This window comes from Trabulsiella odontotermitis, assembly GCF_030053895.1.
Classification (GTDB): Bacteria; Pseudomonadota; Gammaproteobacteria; order Enterobacterales; family Enterobacteriaceae; genus Trabulsiella; species Trabulsiella odontotermitis_C.
In genome coordinates, this window is the sequence record NZ_CP125781.1 from 1,288,024 (window position 1) to 1,302,846 (window position 14,823).

The 14,823-nt window shown below is 53.5% G+C and carries 13 protein-coding genes, 1 tRNA gene, 1 rRNA gene and 1 other annotated feature; of the genes, 8 read left to right on the plus strand and 7 right to left on the minus strand.

The window, feature by feature from the left end:
• Positions 1 to 29 precede the first annotated feature (29 nt).
• Positions 30 to 377: a 50S ribosomal protein L19 gene (rplS, locus tag QMG90_RS06215; RefSeq protein ID WP_002437770.1), complete on the plus strand. Its 348-nt coding sequence runs from the start codon at positions 30 to 32 to the stop codon at positions 375 to 377.
• Between the two features lie 70 nt (positions 378 to 447).
• Here the strand turns inward: rplS and QMG90_RS06220 are convergent, their stop codons facing one another.
• From QMG90_RS06220 to yfiR, 3 genes are read right to left on the minus strand one after another with little or no spacing between them, the layout of a single operon-like run.
• Complete coding sequence (locus tag QMG90_RS06220) at positions 448 to 930, minus strand: OmpA family protein (RefSeq protein ID WP_283283020.1); 483 nt, start codon at positions 928 to 930, stop codon at positions 448 to 450.
• 17 nt (positions 931 to 947) lie between these two features.
• Positions 948 to 2,168, minus strand: coding sequence for a diguanylate cyclase DgcN/YfiN (gene dgcN, locus QMG90_RS06225; protein WP_283283021.1), 1,221 nt, complete (start codon positions 2,166 to 2,168; stop codon positions 948 to 950).
• The gene (yfiR, locus tag QMG90_RS06230) at positions 2,161 to 2,772 is read right to left on the minus strand and encodes a regulatory sequestration protein YfiR (RefSeq protein ID WP_283283022.1); all 612 of its coding nucleotides are present in this window, start codon (positions 2,770 to 2,772) and stop codon (positions 2,161 to 2,163) included. Before yfiR ends, dgcN begins: the two co-directional genes overlap by 8 nt.
• Positions 2,773 to 3,064: 292 nt before the next feature.
• Between yfiR and aroF the strand changes: the two genes are divergently transcribed.
• The gene (gene aroF / locus QMG90_RS06235; RefSeq protein WP_283283023.1) at positions 3,065 to 4,135 is read left to right on the plus strand and encodes a 3-deoxy-7-phosphoheptulonate synthase AroF; all 1,071 of its coding nucleotides are present in this window, start codon (positions 3,065 to 3,067) and stop codon (positions 4,133 to 4,135) included.
• 10 nt (positions 4,136 to 4,145) lie between these two features.
• The gene (gene tyrA, locus QMG90_RS06240; RefSeq protein ID WP_283283024.1) at positions 4,146 to 5,267 is read left to right on the plus strand and encodes a bifunctional chorismate mutase/prephenate dehydrogenase; all 1,122 of its coding nucleotides are present in this window, start codon (positions 4,146 to 4,148) and stop codon (positions 5,265 to 5,267) included.
• A gap of 57 nt (positions 5,268 to 5,324) precedes the next feature.
• Here tyrA and pheA read toward each other — a convergent pair whose 3' ends face one another.
• The 4 genes from pheA to bamD form a co-directional block, all read right to left on the minus strand.
• A complete protein-coding gene (gene pheA, locus QMG90_RS06245; protein WP_283283025.1) occupies positions 5,325 to 6,485 on the minus strand; it encodes a bifunctional chorismate mutase/prephenate dehydratase in 1,161 nt (386 codons plus the stop codon).
• A gap of 22 nt (positions 6,486 to 6,507) precedes the next feature.
• Positions 6,508 to 6,634, minus strand: a sequence feature (Phe leader region).
• A complete protein-coding gene (pheL, locus tag QMG90_RS06250; RefSeq protein WP_211252867.1) occupies positions 6,562 to 6,633 on the minus strand; it encodes a pheA operon leader peptide PheL in 72 nt (23 codons plus the stop codon). It overlaps the preceding feature by 72 nt.
• 106 nt (positions 6,635 to 6,740) lie before the next feature.
• A complete protein-coding gene (gene raiA / locus QMG90_RS06255) occupies positions 6,741 to 7,073 on the minus strand; it encodes a ribosome-associated translation inhibitor RaiA (RefSeq protein WP_038157291.1) in 333 nt (110 codons plus the stop codon).
• A gap of 271 nt (positions 7,074 to 7,344) precedes the next feature.
• The gene (gene bamD / locus QMG90_RS06260; RefSeq protein ID WP_038157288.1) at positions 7,345 to 8,082 is read right to left on the minus strand and encodes an outer membrane protein assembly factor BamD; all 738 of its coding nucleotides are present in this window, start codon (positions 8,080 to 8,082) and stop codon (positions 7,345 to 7,347) included.
• Between the two features lie 132 nt (positions 8,083 to 8,214).
• Here bamD and rluD point away from each other — a divergent pair, with 132 nt between their 5' ends.
• From rluD to QMG90_RS06285, 5 genes are all read left to right on the plus strand, one after another.
• Positions 8,215 to 9,195 (plus strand): 23S rRNA pseudouridine(1911/1915/1917) synthase RluD, encoded by a 981-nt coding sequence (gene rluD / locus QMG90_RS06265; protein WP_283283026.1) that lies wholly within the window; start codon positions 8,215 to 8,217, stop codon positions 9,193 to 9,195.
• The gene (yfiH, locus tag QMG90_RS06270; RefSeq protein WP_283283027.1) at positions 9,192 to 9,923 is read left to right on the plus strand and encodes a purine nucleoside phosphorylase YfiH; all 732 of its coding nucleotides are present in this window, start codon (positions 9,192 to 9,194) and stop codon (positions 9,921 to 9,923) included. The genes rluD and yfiH overlap by 4 nt, the downstream gene beginning before the upstream one ends.
• Before the next feature lie 128 nt (positions 9,924 to 10,051).
• The gene (gene clpB, locus QMG90_RS06275; RefSeq protein WP_283283028.1) at positions 10,052 to 12,625 is read left to right on the plus strand and encodes an ATP-dependent chaperone ClpB; all 2,574 of its coding nucleotides are present in this window, start codon (positions 10,052 to 10,054) and stop codon (positions 12,623 to 12,625) included.
• A gap of 419 nt (positions 12,626 to 13,044) precedes the next feature.
• Positions 13,045 to 14,585, plus strand: a 16S ribosomal RNA gene (locus QMG90_RS06280).
• An 84-nt stretch (positions 14,586 to 14,669) separates the two neighbouring features.
• Positions 14,670 to 14,745 (plus strand) — tRNA-Glu (locus tag QMG90_RS06285).
• Positions 14,746 to 14,823: the final 78 nt, after the last annotated feature.

Genomic DNA, 14,823 nt, shown 5'->3' on the forward strand with positions numbered 1-14,823 from the left:
TCAGTTTACCCAGGATAAGAGATTAAATTATGAGCAACATTATTAAGCAAATTGAACAAGAGCAGATGAAGCAGGACGTACCTTCCTTCCGTCCGGGTGATACCGTGGAAGTGAAAGTATGGGTTGTTGAAGGTTCCAAAAAACGTCTGCAGGCATTCGAGGGCGTGGTTATCGCTATTCGTAACCGCGGTCTGCACTCTGCATTCACTGTTCGTAAGATTTCCAACGGCGAAGGCGTTGAGCGTGTCTTCCAGACTCACTCTCCGGTAGTTGACAGCATTGCTGTTAAACGTCGTGGTGCCGTTCGTAAAGCTAAACTGTACTACCTGCGTGAGCGTACTGGTAAAGCAGCTCGTATCAAAGAGCGCCTTAACTAAGATTCGCTCAGGCGACATCCTGTTTAAAAAGGGCTGGCCGAAAGGCTGGCCCTTTTTTTATCTCTGCGTGTTATGGCTCGCTGATGACAATGGCGACGCGACGGTTTTCGGCGCGGCCCTGCGCGGTTTTGTTGCTGCCAATCGGGAACTGTTTGCCAAGTCCGCGGGTGGTCAGATTGCTGCGCGGAATGTGTGCGCCTTCGGCCCAGGCATCGGCCACGATGTTGGCGCGCTTAAGGGAAAGCGCTTCGTTGTAACTGTCTTCGCCGTAATTATCGGTGTGACCATCCATGCGCGCATGGGTAATGCCGGTGGTGGCGAGACGTGACGCCATGCCTTCGATTTGCTGTTTGCTGCTGTCGTTCAGCGTGTAGTCGTTTTTACCGAACAGAATTTTATCTGAAAGCCCAAGTGACCAGTCACCGTTAAGCTCGTTAAAGCCATACGATTTCATCGCGGCGACCTGTTCAGGCGAAAACTTTCCTTGCGGCGACTGACAGCCTGTCAGAAACAGTGTTGCCAGCAAAGCCGGTGCGAGGTAACGACCGAGCATATTCCTTTCCTTATTACTTATGATGAAGTCTTAGCACGTTGATTTTTCATTAAATACATATTTCGGTCCGCCAGCTCCTGCAGGCTTTCAACCGACGTATGCTCCCACGTCAGCGCATAGCCGACGCTCAGTGAGAACGGGGTGTAAAGCCCGTTGTGGAGATCGAACGGACGAACGAAATGCTGTGACAGCGCCGTGCAAATGCGCTGCACTTCATTTTCGCTGTGAACGCCATACAGGATCATGGCGAACTCATCACCGCCAAGCCGGTAGGCGATATGACGTTTGCCGCCGAAGTCGCTCAATCGTTTTGCCACTTCCATCAGTACGCAATCACCAGCGGCGTGTCCCCAGGTATCATTAATAAATTTGAAGTTATCGCCGTCGAGAAACAACAGCGCAGAACTGGTTTTAGCGTGGCTGTCATTCATCAGCGCGGCGATAGAACTGCGAAATGAGGCACGGTTCGCCAGTCCGGTGAGCGGGTCATGCAGTGCGGTACGCAGCAACTGGGCATTTTTGGCCTGCAGTTTCAGCTGCCACTCCTCCATTTCATCAAGCAGGCTGTTGAAGTCCTGGGCAAAATGGTGAAATTCTTCGATCGGCTCTTCAGGGACGCGGCGGGAAAAATTACGGTTGGTACGCACGTCATGAACGACATCAGTAATATTTTGCAGCGCCGTCACCACATCAGAATGCAGGTGGCGGGTGACCAGCAACGCCACCACTGCCGCCAGCAGAATGCAGGCAGTGAGTACCATCAGCGACATCCAGATAAAATGGCTGATCAGGCTGGCGCGCGCGGCTAAGTGAATAACGCCGACCATCTGTTCGTTATGCCAGACTGGCTGCGATACCGGCACGGGAAACAGCCAGCGGCTGACCAGACTGTTCAGTGCGTCCTGCTTTTCGCCGGGAATGTATGACCAGTAAGCAAAGCGCTGGAGGTTGCGATCCATCACTTCGGCCACGGCGAATTGCCCCTGTTTGCCGAGCGTTTTGAGCGTCTCCGTGGCGGCAGTGCTGTCACCGAACACCAGCGACGCCTCAAGGCTGTGGCTCATGGTGGCGCCGGTCAGTTCGAGGTTTTTTTGTGCATACTGTTTCAGCGTGAGGACGGACGCGATGCTTAACAGCAGCCAGACCAGCATCATCGTAATCACGACGCTAACCACGCTGATTCGCCGCAAGGTGCGTTTAAACGTCGGGCGTTGAAGAGGGGTCATATCCTTATTCATGCTCCTTAGTCCGTGCCAGCATTAATACCTCAGGATTTACTCTGACGCCGCTGCGGGTAAGTACGTCAAGGTTTACGGAAAATTTCACCGTCGCTGAATGAAATATCAGGCAAAAGGCGCTGCCCGCAGCACATTCAGGGTTTTGCTCGGCAATGGTCAGCACGGGGCGGGGGTGTAGTTTTCCCGCTAAGGCCATTTGCTGTGAAGGTGATTCACTGCCGAAATAAAGCGCGTTGCAGCGGGCCGTCAGGGCCTCCTGATCGTTTTTCACGACAACAGGTTGGTAGGGGAGTGGCGCAGAAGTTGCATCGCTTAAGGTCTGCGTAAAGCGGGAAGAAGAAAAAACACACAAGCGTGGCGTTCCGCTGAGATCCGGCCAGCGTGTATAACTGATAATGCCAGAGACAATAGCGCGAACTGAGCGATCGGCGGCAGGGGGTGTTGCTGCGAAGAGCGGTTTACCTGCAAAAATAAGCGCCAGTAGCCCCAGGAGCTGGCAAGAGATTTTCCAACGCGGGTTGCTCACCAAAAACCGCCGTACAGCCTGAAATAAAACATGAGTAGATGTATTTTTAAGAATATCACCATTCACTGAGGTAGTCATTACGACCTGAAATTGATTATCTGCCCTTAAGTTGAATCTCAATCAGAATAGGGAGACAGGTGACAGTATTGCCGGTCAATCCTGCTTGAACTGGTTTTCGCTGATGAATGAGAACAAATTGAGAGTGTAAAGTAATAATTACACGTGGTATGGCGAGAAAATGGCTTAAAATTAGCTAGTGTAAAATAATATTTACGAGCTGTGGCTTGTATTCTTTACTGTCTGTGATATCGTGTTGTCATCCTCAGGTGAGGAAACCACTATCGCAAACGAGCTATACAGGATCGCCATCATGCAAAAAGACGCGCTGAACAACGTACATATCTCCGACGAACAGATACTGATCACCCCGGAACAGTTAAAAGTCGAATTTCCGCTGAGTGCTGAACAGGAAGCTCAGGTTGAGCATTCCCGCCAGACCATTTCCGACATCATCGCCGGTCGCGATCCGCGCCTGCTGGTGGTGTGTGGACCCTGCTCGATTCACGATCCGGAAACCGCGATTGAATATGCTCGTCGATTTAAAGCACTTGCCGCAGAGGTCAGCGATAGCCTCTATCTGGTGATGCGCGTCTATTTTGAAAAACCCCGTACCACGGTTGGCTGGAAGGGGCTGATTAACGATCCGCACATGGATGGCTCGTTTGATGTTGAATCTGGTCTGAAAATTGCGCGTCGTCTGCTGCTCGAACTGGTGAACATGGGGCTGCCGCTGGCGACCGAAGCGCTCGATCCGAACAGCCCGCAATACCTGGGCGATCTCTTTAGCTGGTCGGCGATTGGTGCGCGCACCACTGAATCGCAGACCCACCGCGAGATGGCCTCCGGCCTTTCCATGCCGGTCGGCTTTAAAAATGGCACGGACGGTAGCCTCGCCACGGCGATTAACGCCATGCGCGCCGCCGCAATGCCGCACCGCTTTGTCGGCATCAACCAGGCCGGGCAGGTTTGCCTGTTGCAAACACAGGGGAATCCGGACGGGCATGTGATTTTACGCGGTGGCAAAGCGCCGAACTACAGCCCGTCAGATGTCACGCAGTGTGAAAAAGAGATGGAACAGGCAGGACTCAAACCCGCGCTGATGGTAGATTGCAGCCACGGTAACTCGAATAAAGATTACCGTCGTCAGCCCGCCGTGGCCGAGTCGGTTGTGGCGCAGATCAAAGACGGAAACCGTTCTATCATTGGTCTGATGATTGAAAGCAATATTCATGAGGGCAATCAGTCGTCCGAACAGCCGCGCAGTGAGATGAAATACGGCGTGTCGGTCACCGATGCCTGCATTAGCTGGGAAACAACGGACGCGCTGCTGCGTGAAATCGATAAAGATCTGCGTGGCCAGTTGAAGGCGCGTCTGGGGTAAGAGGAACGTTATGGTTGCTGAACTGACCGCGCTGCGCGATCAAATTGATGAAGTCGATAAGGCGCTGCTGGGGCTGCTGGCGCGCCGTCTTGAACTGGTGGCGGAAGTCGGCGAGGTAAAAAACAAATACGGCCTGCCGATTTATGTGCCGGAACGTGAAGCCTCAATGCTGGCGTCACGCCGCGCAGAGGCGGAATCACTCGGCGTTCCCCCGGATCTTATCGAAGATGTCCTGCGTCGGGTGATGCGGGAATCTTATTCCAGTGAGAACGACAAGGGCTTCAAAACATTGCGCCCGGGTTTGCGTCCGGTAGTGATTGTTGGCGGCGGCGGGCAGATGGGGCGTCTGTTTGAGAAAATGCTGACGCTGTCCGGCTATCAGGTCAGAATTCTGGAAAAAGAAGACTGGGCGCAGGCAGAGGAGATCGTTTCTGACGCCGGGATGGTGATCGTCAGTGTACCCATCCACGTAACGGAGCAAATCATTGCGAAACTACCGGTGCTGCCTGCGGACTGCATTCTTGTCGATCTGGCGTCGGTGAAAGCGGGGCCGTTACAGGCGATGCTCACCGCCCATAACGGGCCTGTTCTCGGACTGCACCCGATGTTTGGGCCAGACAGCGGCAGCCTGGCGAAGCAAGTAGTGGTCTACTGCGATGGCCGCCAGCCGGAAGCGTACCAGTGGTTCCTGGAGCAGATTCAGGTGTGGGGGGCGAGGCTGCACCGCATCAGCGCCGTCGAGCACGACCAGAATATGGCCTTTATCCAGGCGCTGCGCCACTTTGCCACCTTCGCTTACGGCCTGCATCTGGCGGAAGAGAACGTGCAGCTTGAACAGTTACTGGCGCTCTCTTCACCCATCTATCGCCTTGAGCTGGCAATGGTCGGACGCCTGTTTGCGCAGGATCCGCAGCTTTACGCCGATATTATTATGTCGTCGCAGAGCAATCTGCGGTTAATCAAACGCTATTATCAACGATTTGGCGAAGCCATTGGGTTACTGGAACAAGGTGACAAGCAGGCGTTTATCGACAGCTTCCGCAAAGTGGAGCACTGGTTCGGCGATTACGCAATACGCTTTCAGAATGAAAGCCGGGGGTTGTTGCGTCAGGCGAACGACAGTCGTCAGTAAACTTGCGAAAAAACAAAAAAGCCAGTGGGGAAACCCGCTGGCTTTTTTTGTCCCGGTTTACTCAGGCGAGACCGGCACCACGTTTTCGCTGGGGTAGCAGCCAAGCACTTTCATCGAACGGGTAATTTTACCCAATTCTTTCAGCGCTTTTTGCATCGCTTCTGACTCAAGATTGGCCTGGATATCAAGGTAGAACATCTCTTCCCACGGATTGCCGTAGATCGGGCGCGATTCCAGTTTGGTCATGATCAGGTTGTGGTTACGCAGTACCAGCAGCGCTTCTACCAGCGCACCCGCCTGCTGACCGGTGGCGATAAGCAGAGTGGATTTCGCCGGCACCTGGCGGGAGACGTCGATCGCTTTTCGCGCCAGCACCACAAAGCGGGTGATATTCTGCGTCTGGTTGGCCAGGTTACGCTCTAACACCTGCAGGCCATACAGTGCGCCACCGGCTTCGCTACCGAGCGCGGCGACGTGCGGCGAGTTCGCCTGCGCCACTTTTTCCATGGCGGCGGACGAGCTTTCAGTATATTCAATTTTCCAGTGCGGATAACGGTTCAGGAACTGGCTGCACTGCTGGAACGGTTGTGGATGGCTGTATACCGTCTCAATGCTTTCAAGATCGGTCGAACCGGACACCAGCACGCAGTGATCGATAGGGATCGTCAACTCGCCAACAATCGACAGGCTGGTGTGCTGTAACAGGTCGTAGACGTCGTTGATCGCCCCGGAGCTGGTGTTTTCAATCGGCACCACTGCGTAATCGGCCTGACCGGTTTCGACCTGATTAAAGATGTCGGCAAACTTTGAGCAACCGCTTTCAATAAATTGCTCGAAATGACGGGCCGCGTACTGGCGTGCTGCCAGGTGAGAATAAGAGCCTTTAGGCCCCAGAAATGCAATACGCGCCGAATGCGGGTTAATTTTGTTGAGATGCTGCTGGAGCAGGGCTTGCTGAGTCAGGACGGAGTCTTCAATGATGAGCTGGAAAAGGCGGGTAATGTAATGCGCGTCCAGATGATGGTCTTTCCCCAGCGCAATCAGCCGCTCCAGCAAATCGCGCTCGCGATCAATATCACGCACAGGACGATGCGACGCGAGTTTCGCTTTACCGACCTCCACGGCCAGCCCACGGCGTTCGGCCAGCAAAGCCAGTAACTTTTCATCCAGCGCGCTGATTTTGTCGCGCAAAGCCAGTAACGGGTTTTCCGATGTCATAGAGTCGCCTTAGTCGTTAGCAATAAAAAAGGCCTCCCGGTTTGGGAGGCCTTATTGTTCGTCTTCGCATTCTTTCTTATACGACGAAACGCCTCCCGGTCAGGGGGAAGGTAAAAAAGAATGCGAAGAAAAACGGTGTACGCTGCATGGAAAATTCCTTATGTCTGCTCAGGTAACAGTACCCGGACTGTTTTCATGCTGTCAACAAAAAACGCGCCCGGAGGCGCGTTGGCGATACACTCAATTGTGAAGGTTTCACTCTTGTTCAACGAAGTTAACGTCTTTCACCGATGCATTGGCGCGACGCGCTTCTCCTTTGTGTTGCACTTTATTGAGCTGCCGTTCCAGCTTGTTGATCAAATCGTTAATCGCGGTATACATATCTTCGTGCTTAGCGCTGGCAACTAGGTGCCCGTTTGGCGTGTTAATCGTCGCATCAGCAATAAAGCCCTGAGGCTCTTTCGAAAGAATGATATGCGGGTTAATCAGGTGAGTTTGCCACTTATCCAGTTTGGCGAGACGGTCGGCGACATGTTGGCGGATAGCCGGAGTAATTTCCATTTGTTTGCTGGTAATGTTCATTGTCATAAATTTACCTCTTGTCTTTCCCGTCTAAGTGATTTCAGCATACCGTTCCTGATGTCAAAATGTGTGATGTAAATCACGTTATTTTGTCACTTTTTGTCAACGAAATCTTTTTGTGAGGCAGGACAGGAACAGGTGATTTTCTCCTTGAAGAGGGGAAGAAAGGGAGCCATAGTTGATGAGTTGCGTCGGTGAGGTTTTCCTTACTGGTCGACGAAAAACGAACAAAAAAACGGCAGCCATTGGGCTGCCGTTTTACGTATCAGAAATGGGATCAGGTATTGCTACTGTTGGCGGCAATAATTTTCGCGACCTTATCCGCCTGCGCATTCATCTGCAGCTCGCGATAGGCGTTTTCCATCTTCGGCAGTGCGTCACGCGTCGCCTGGGCATCCGGGTAATTGCGCAGCATGCCTTCTACGCGGTTGACAACAGCCACCCATGCGCCACGATCGGTGTAGTAATCCACGACAGACAACTCATACTTCGCCAGACGATCTTTCAGGAATACCATTCGTTTGTAGGCATCTGAGGCATACTGGCTGTTTGGGTAGCCACGAACCAGTTTGGAAAAGTCACTGAAGGCATCACGGGCATGTTGCGGATCACGATCAGAGCGATCAACGCCAAAGAAGCCCTGCAATGCGCTGTCATCCAGTGCCATATTGGTCAGGCCACGCATGTAGATGACATAATCGATATTCGGATGCGTCGGGTTCAGGCGCATAAAACGGTCGATCGCCGCCTGAGCCAGCGGCAGATCGGCATTTTTATAATATGCGTAGATCAGATCCAGCTGCACCTGCTGAGAGTAAGGACCAAACGGATAACGGTTGTCCAACGCTTCCAGTTGCGTTATTGCCTGTTTCCAGTTACCGTCCTGCAGCTTTTGCTGAGCGGTAGCATAGATTTCATTCGGCGGGTTATCGGGCACCTCTTCCTTTGAACCAGAGCAACCCACCAAAGCCAGGCTCAAGGTGGCTGCTGCCACCAGATATTTCATGCGCGTCATGACGTTTTGACATTCCTCAAAATGTGTATACGGGAGATTCTCTGTTCCTGCTCCCGATTAAGACCAGCTACAATAGCACACTATATTAAACGGCGAAGCCGTAAAACCCAACGTTAAACGAAGAAGCTGTATATGGCACAACGAGTACAACTCACCGCAACGGTGTCCGAAAATCAACTCGGTCAACGATTAGATCAAGCTTTGGCCGAATTGTTCCCGGATTATTCGCGTTCGCGCATAAAAGAATGGATCCTCGACCAGCGCGTGCTGGTCAACGGCAACATCGTCGACAAGCCAAAAGAGAAAGTCCTGGGCGGCGAAAGCATCGCTGTCGATGTTGAAATCGAAGAAGAAGTGCGTTTTGAGCCTCAGGATATCCCCCTCACTATCGTCTATGAAGACGATGATATCATCGTCATCAACAAGCCGCGTGATTTAGTCGTACATCCTGGCGCGGGCAACCCCGATGGCACCGTACTGAACGCCCTGTTGCATTATTATCCGCCCATTGCCGATGTTCCGCGCGCAGGCATTGTCCATCGTCTCGACAAAGACACGACGGGTCTGATGGTGGTGGCGAAAACCATTCCGGCGCAGACCCGGCTGGTCGAGTCGCTGCAGCTGCGTGAGATCACCCGTGAGTACGAAGCGGTTGCGATTGGTCATATGACCTCGGGTGGTACGGTTGAGGAACCGATTAGCCGCCATCCCACCAAACGCACCCATATGTCGGTTCACCCGATGGGCAAACCGGCGGTAACGCACTATCGCATTATGGAACACTTCCGTGTGCACACGCGTTTGCGTTTGCGTCTGGAAACCGGGCGTACACACCAAATCCGCGTGCATATGGCGCACATTACTCATCCGCTGGTGGGTGATCAGTTGTACGGTGGCCGCCCGCGTCCGCCGAAGCATTCTTCCGACGAGTTTATTTCCGCACTGCGTAAATTCGACCGACAGGCGCTACACGCAACCATGTTGCGTCTCTATCATCCGATCACCGGCATCGAAATGGAGTGGCATGCGCCAATCCCACAGGACATGGTGGATCTCATCGACGCGATGCGCGCTGATTTCGAAGCCCACAAAGATGAAGTTGACTGGTTATGACGAAGATAATCGTTCCACAGTGGCCCGCTCCGCAAGGCGTTGTGGCCTGTAGCTCTACACGTGTCGGCGGCGTCAGCCTGCCGCCGTATGATTCACTGAATCTGGGCGCCCACTGTGGCGATGATCTTGCGCATGTCGAAGAAAACCGTGCGCGGATGTTTGCGGCGGGCGGTCTGCCGTCTGAACCTGTCTGGCTTGAGCAGGTCCATGGTAAAGAGGTACTGACATTAACTGGCGGAACTTATGATTCGAAACGGGCGGACGCCGCTTACAGTCATATTCCGGGGCAGGTGTGCGCGGTGATGACTGCGGACTGTTTGCCGGTACTGTTTTGCAACCGCGCCGGTACCGAAGTGGCGGCGGCGCATGCGGGATGGCGTGGTCTGTGTGCAGGCGTGCTGGAAGAGACGGTAGCCTGTTTTGCCGACCTGCCGGAGAATATTATGGCCTGGCTCGGTCCTGCCATCGGCCCGGACGCTTTTGAAGTCGGGCCTGAGGTACGCGACGCGTTTATGGCGAAAGACGCTAATGCTGACCGGGCTTTCCGCCCGGCGGGTGAAAAATATTATGCCGATATTTATCAGCTTGCGCGCCAGCGTCTGGCGAATGTCGGAGTTGAACAGGTTTACGGTGGAGACCGCTGTACCTTCAGCCAAAAGGATGATTTTTTCTCTTATCGTCGCGACAAGATCACTGGCCGTATGGCAAGTTTCATTTGGCTGATATAACCTATAGAATCAAGACGATCCAGAATGCTGATTTATTTTTCGCATAGTTCAGGTCTTTAACCTTGAATAATTGAGGGATGACCTCATTTAATCTCCAGTAGCAAATTTGACCTGTTATGGGAGGAGTTATGCGTCTGGATCGTCTTACCAACAAATTCCAGCTTGCTCTCGCCGATGCCCAGTCCCTTGCACTGGGGCACGACAACCAATTTATCGAACCTCTTCATTTAATGAGCGCCTTACTGAATCAGGAAGGGGGATCGATTCGTCCATTATTGACCACAGCTGGCGTCAACGCTGGCCAGTTGCGCACCGCCATTGAGCAGGCGCTGAGCCGTTTACCGCAGGTGGAAGGTACCGGCGGCGACGTGCAGCCATCGCAGGATCTGGTTCGTGTGCTGAACCTGTGCGACAAGCTGGCGCAAAAACGTGGGGACAACTTTATTTCGTCAGAACTCTTCGTTCTGGCAGCGCTTGAATCGCGCGGTACGCTGACCGATCTGCTGAAAACTGCCGGAGCAACAACCGCCAATGTGAATCAGGCGATTGAACAAATGCGCGGAGGTGAAAGCGTGAACGATCAGGGAGCCGAAGACCAGCGTCAGGCATTGAAAAAATTTACCGTCGATCTGACCGAGCGTGCCGAGCAGGGCAAACTCGATCCGGTGATCGGCCGTGATGAAGAGATTCGTCGTACTATCCAGGTACTGCAACGCCGTACCAAAAATAACCCGGTGCTGATCGGGGAGCCAGGCGTCGGTAAAACCGCCATTGTCGAAGGGCTGGCGCAGCGAATTGTCAACGGCGAAGTGCCGGAAGGGCTGAAAGGCCGTCGGGTGCTGGCGCTGGATATGGGCGCGCTGGTGGCCGGGGCGAAATACCGCGGTGAGTTCGAGGAGCGTCTGAAAGGCGTTCTGAACGATCTCGCCAAACAGGAAGGCAATGTCATCCTGTTCATCGATGAGCTGCACACCATGGTGGGTGCCGGTAAAGCTGACGGTGCGATGGATGCCGGGAACATGCTGAAACCTGCGCTGGCGCGTGGTGAGCTGCATTGCGTTGGGGCAACCACGCTGGATGAATACCGTCAGTACATCGAAAAAGATGCGGCGCTGGAACGTCGTTTCCAGAAAGTGTTTGTCGCGGAACCGACGGTGGAAGACACCATCGCGATCCTGCGTGGTCTGAAAGAGCGTTATGAACTGCACCACCACGTGCAGATCACCGACCCGGCGATTGTAGCCGCCGCGACGCTCTCGCATCGTTATATTTCTGACCGTCAGTTGCCGGATAAAGCCATCGACCTGATCGATGAAGCAGCCTCCAGCATTCGTATCCAGATTGACTCCAAACCGGAAGAGCTGGACAGGCTCGACAGACGTATCATTCAGTTGAAACTGGAACAGCAGGCGCTGAAGAAAGAATCTGACGAAGCCAGCCGTAAGCGTCTGGATATGCTCAATGAAGAGCTGGACGACAAAGAGCGTCAGTATTCTGAGCTGGAAGAAGAGTGGAAAGCGGAGAAAGCCTCGCTGTCCGGCACGCAGACCATCAAAGCCGAGCTGGAGCAGGCGAAAATCGCCATTGAACAGGCGCGTCGTGTGGGCGACCTGGCCCGCATGTCTGAGTTGCAGTACGGCAAAATTCCGGAGCTGGAAAAACAGCTGGAAGCGGCCACGCAGTCCGAAGGCAAAACCATGCGTCTGCTGCGTAATAAAGTCACCGATGCGGAAATCGCCGAGGTGCTGGCGCGCTGGACCGGGATCCCGGTCTCCCGGATGATGGAAAGTGAGCGCGATAAGCTGCTGCGTATGGAGCAGGATCTGCATCAACGCGTTATCGGACAGGATGAAGCGGTTGAAGCCGTGTCGAACGCGATTCGCCGTAGCCGCGCCGGGTTGTCCGATCCGAATCGCCCGATTGGTTCGTTCCTGTTCCTCGGGCCGACCGGGGTCGGTAAAACGGAATTGTGTAAATCGCTGGCTAACTTTATGTTCGACAGCGACGATGCGATGGTACGTATCGACATGTCCGAGTTTATGGAGAAACACTCCGTGTCTCGTCTGGTCGGTGCGCCTCCGGGCTACGTCGGCTATGAAGAGGGCGGTTATCTCACTGAAGCGGTGCGCCGTCGTCCTTACTCCGTCATCTTGTTAGATGAGGTGGAAAAAGCGCACCCGGATGTTTTCAACATTCTGTTGCAGGTGCTGGACGATGGACGTCTGACGGACGGACAGGGCAGAACGGTCGACTTCCGTAACACGGTCGTCATTATGACCTCTAACCTTGGTTCCGATCTGATTCAGGAACGCTTTGGCGAGCTGGATTACAGCCATATGAAAGAGCTGGTGTTGGGTGTGGTCAGCCACAGCTTCCGTCCGGAATTCATCAACCGTATTGATGAAGTCGTTGTGTTCCATCCGCTGGGTGAAAAACACATCGCGTCTATTGCGCAGATCCAGCTGCAGCGTCTGTATAAACGTCTGGAAGAGCGTGGTTATGATGTCCAGATCTCTGACGAGGCGCTGAAACTGCTCAGTGAAAATGGATACGATCCGGTGTATGGCGCGCGTCCGTTGAAACGTGCAATCCAGCAGCAGATCGAAAACCCGCTGGCGCAGCAGATCCTTTCCGGTGAACTGGTGCCGGGCAAAACGGTACGCCTGGAAGTGAAAGACGACCATATCGTTGCCGTGCAATAAAGCTAAAACGGGCCGCAAGGCCCGTTTTTGTTCTAAAAGCAGACAAATTACGGCTTCTGATGGCGTAATTGCCTGGAAATTGAGCGAACAAAATGTTTTTTTAAATTTCCTCTTGTCACCTCAGAATTACTCCCTATAATGCGCCTCCACTGACACGGCACAACGGCAAACACACCGGCCTGTCAGGTGAAGTTAACCGAAATAAGATGTTGACTTCATAGCGGGAAAGCGTATTATGCACACCCCGCGCCGCTGACAAAAAGCGAAGCGGCAACTGCTCTTTAACAATTTATCAGACAATCTGTGTGGGCACTCGGAGTGACTGGATTCTTGACGTCCTCGGACGAAAAATGAATACCAAGTCTCAAAGAGTGAACACGTAATTCATTACGAAGTTTAATTCTTAGAGCATCAAACTTAAATTGAAGAGTTTGATCATGGCTCAGATTGAACGCTGGCGGCAGGCCTAACACATGCAAGTCGAGCGGCAGCGGGGGAAAGCTTGCTTTCCCGCCGGCGAGCGGCGGACGGGTGAGTAATGTCTGGGAAACTGCCTGATGGAGGGGGATAACTACTGGAAACGGTAGCTAATACCGCATAACGTCTTCGGACCAAAGTGGGGGACCTTCGGGCCTCATGCCATCAGATGTGCCCAGATGGGATTAGCTTGTTGGTGGGGTAACGGCTCACCAAGGCGACGATCCCTAGCTGGTCTGAGAGGATGACCAGCCACACTGGAACTGAGACACGGTCCAGACTCCTACGGGAGGCAGCAGTGGGGAATATTGCACAATGGGCGCAAGCCTGATGCAGCCATGCCGCGTGTATGAAGAAGGCCTTCGGGTTGTAAAGTACTTTCAGCGGGGAGGAAGGTGCTGTGGTTAATAACCGTAGCAATTGACGTTACCCGCAGAAGAAGCACCGGCTAACTCCGTGCCAGCAGCCGCGGTAATACGGAGGGTGCAAGCGTTAATCGGAATTACTGGGCGTAAAGCGCACGCAGGCGGTCTGTCAAGTCGGATGTGAAATCCCCGGGCTCAACCTGGGAACTGCATCCGAACTGGCAGGCTTGAGTCTTGTAGAGGGGGGTAGAATTCCAGGTGTAGCGGTGAAATGCGTAGAGATCTGGAGGAATACCGGTGGCGAAGGCGGCCCCCTGGACAAAGACTGACGCTCAGGTGCGAAAGCGTGGGGAGCAAACAGGATTAGATACCCTGGTAGTCCACGCCGTAAACGATGTCGACTTGGAGGTTGTGCCCTTGAGGCGTGGCTTCCGGAGCTAACGCGTTAAGTCGACCGCCTGGGGAGTACGGCCGCAAGGTTAAAACTCAAATGAATTGACGGGGGCCCGCACAAGCGGTGGAGCATGTGGTTTAATTCGATGCAACGCGAAGAACCTTACCTGGTCTTGACATCCACGGAAGTTTTCAGAGATGAGAATGTGCCTTCGGGAACCGTGAGACAGGTGCTGCATGGCTGTCGTCAGCTCGTGTTGTGAAATGTTGGGTTAAGTCCCGCAACGAGCGCAACCCTTATCCTTTGTTGCCAGCGATTAGGTCGGGAACTCAAAGGAGACTGCCAGTGATAAACTGGAGGAAGGTGGGGATGACGTCAAGTCATCATGGCCCTTACGACCAGGGCTACACACGTGCTACAATGGCATATACAAAGAGAAGCGACCTCGCGAGAGCAAGCGGACCTCATAAAGTATGTCGTAGTCCGGACTGGAGTCTGCAACTCGACTCCACGAAGTCGGAATCGCTAGTAATCGTGGATCAGAATGCCACGGTGAATACGTTCCCGGGCCTTGTACACACCGCCCGTCACACCATGGGAGTGGGTTGCAAAAGAAGTAGGTAGCTTAACCTTCGGGAGGGCGCTTACCACTTTGTGATTCATGACTGGGGTGAAGTCGTAACAAGGTAACCGTAGGGGAACCTGCGGTTGGATCACCTCCTTACCTGAAAGAACCTGCCTCTGAAGTGCTCACACAGATTGTCTGATGAAAAGTGAATAGCAAGGCGTCTTGCGAAGCAGACTTTGTGTCCCCTTCGTCTAGAGGCCCAGGACACCGCCCTTTCACGGCGGTAACAGGGGTTCGAATCCCCTAGGGGACGCCACTTGCGCGGTAATGTGTGAAAGGCGTTGCCCACTGATATCTCAAAACTGACTCAGTGAGTCATGTTTGAGATATTTGC

Bases quoted from the DNA above. Each gene is read 5' to 3' on its own strand.
- dgcN (WP_283283021.1), bottom strand. From the start codon at position 2,168: ATGAATAAGGATATGACCCCTCTTCAACGCCCGACGTTTAAACGCACC.
- yfiR (WP_283283022.1), bottom strand. From the start codon at position 2,772: ATGACTACCTCAGTGAATGGTGATATTCTTAAAAATACATCTACTCAT.
- rluD (WP_283283026.1), top strand. From the start codon at position 8,215: ATGGCACAACGAGTACAACTCACCGCAACGGTGTCCGAAAATCAACTC.
- clpB (WP_283283028.1), top strand. From the start codon at position 10,052: ATGCGTCTGGATCGTCTTACCAACAAATTCCAGCTTGCTCTCGCCGAT.
- pheA (WP_283283025.1), bottom strand. From the start codon at position 6,485: ATGACATCGGAAAACCCGTTACTGGCTTTGCGCGACAAAATCAGCGCG.
- yfiH (WP_283283027.1), top strand. From the start codon at position 9,192: ATGACGAAGATAATCGTTCCACAGTGGCCCGCTCCGCAAGGCGTTGTG.
- tyrA (WP_283283024.1), top strand. From the start codon at position 4,146: ATGGTTGCTGAACTGACCGCGCTGCGCGATCAAATTGATGAAGTCGAT.
- aroF (WP_283283023.1), top strand. From the start codon at position 3,065: ATGCAAAAAGACGCGCTGAACAACGTACATATCTCCGACGAACAGATA.
- raiA (WP_038157291.1), bottom strand. From the start codon at position 7,073: ATGACAATGAACATTACCAGCAAACAAATGGAAATTACTCCGGCTATC.
- bamD (WP_038157288.1), bottom strand. From the start codon at position 8,082: ATGACGCGCATGAAATATCTGGTGGCAGCAGCCACCTTGAGCCTGGCT.
- QMG90_RS06220 (WP_283283020.1), bottom strand. From the start codon at position 930: ATGCTCGGTCGTTACCTCGCACCGGCTTTGCTGGCAACACTGTTTCTG.
- rplS (WP_002437770.1), top strand. From the start codon at position 30: ATGAGCAACATTATTAAGCAAATTGAACAAGAGCAGATGAAGCAGGAC.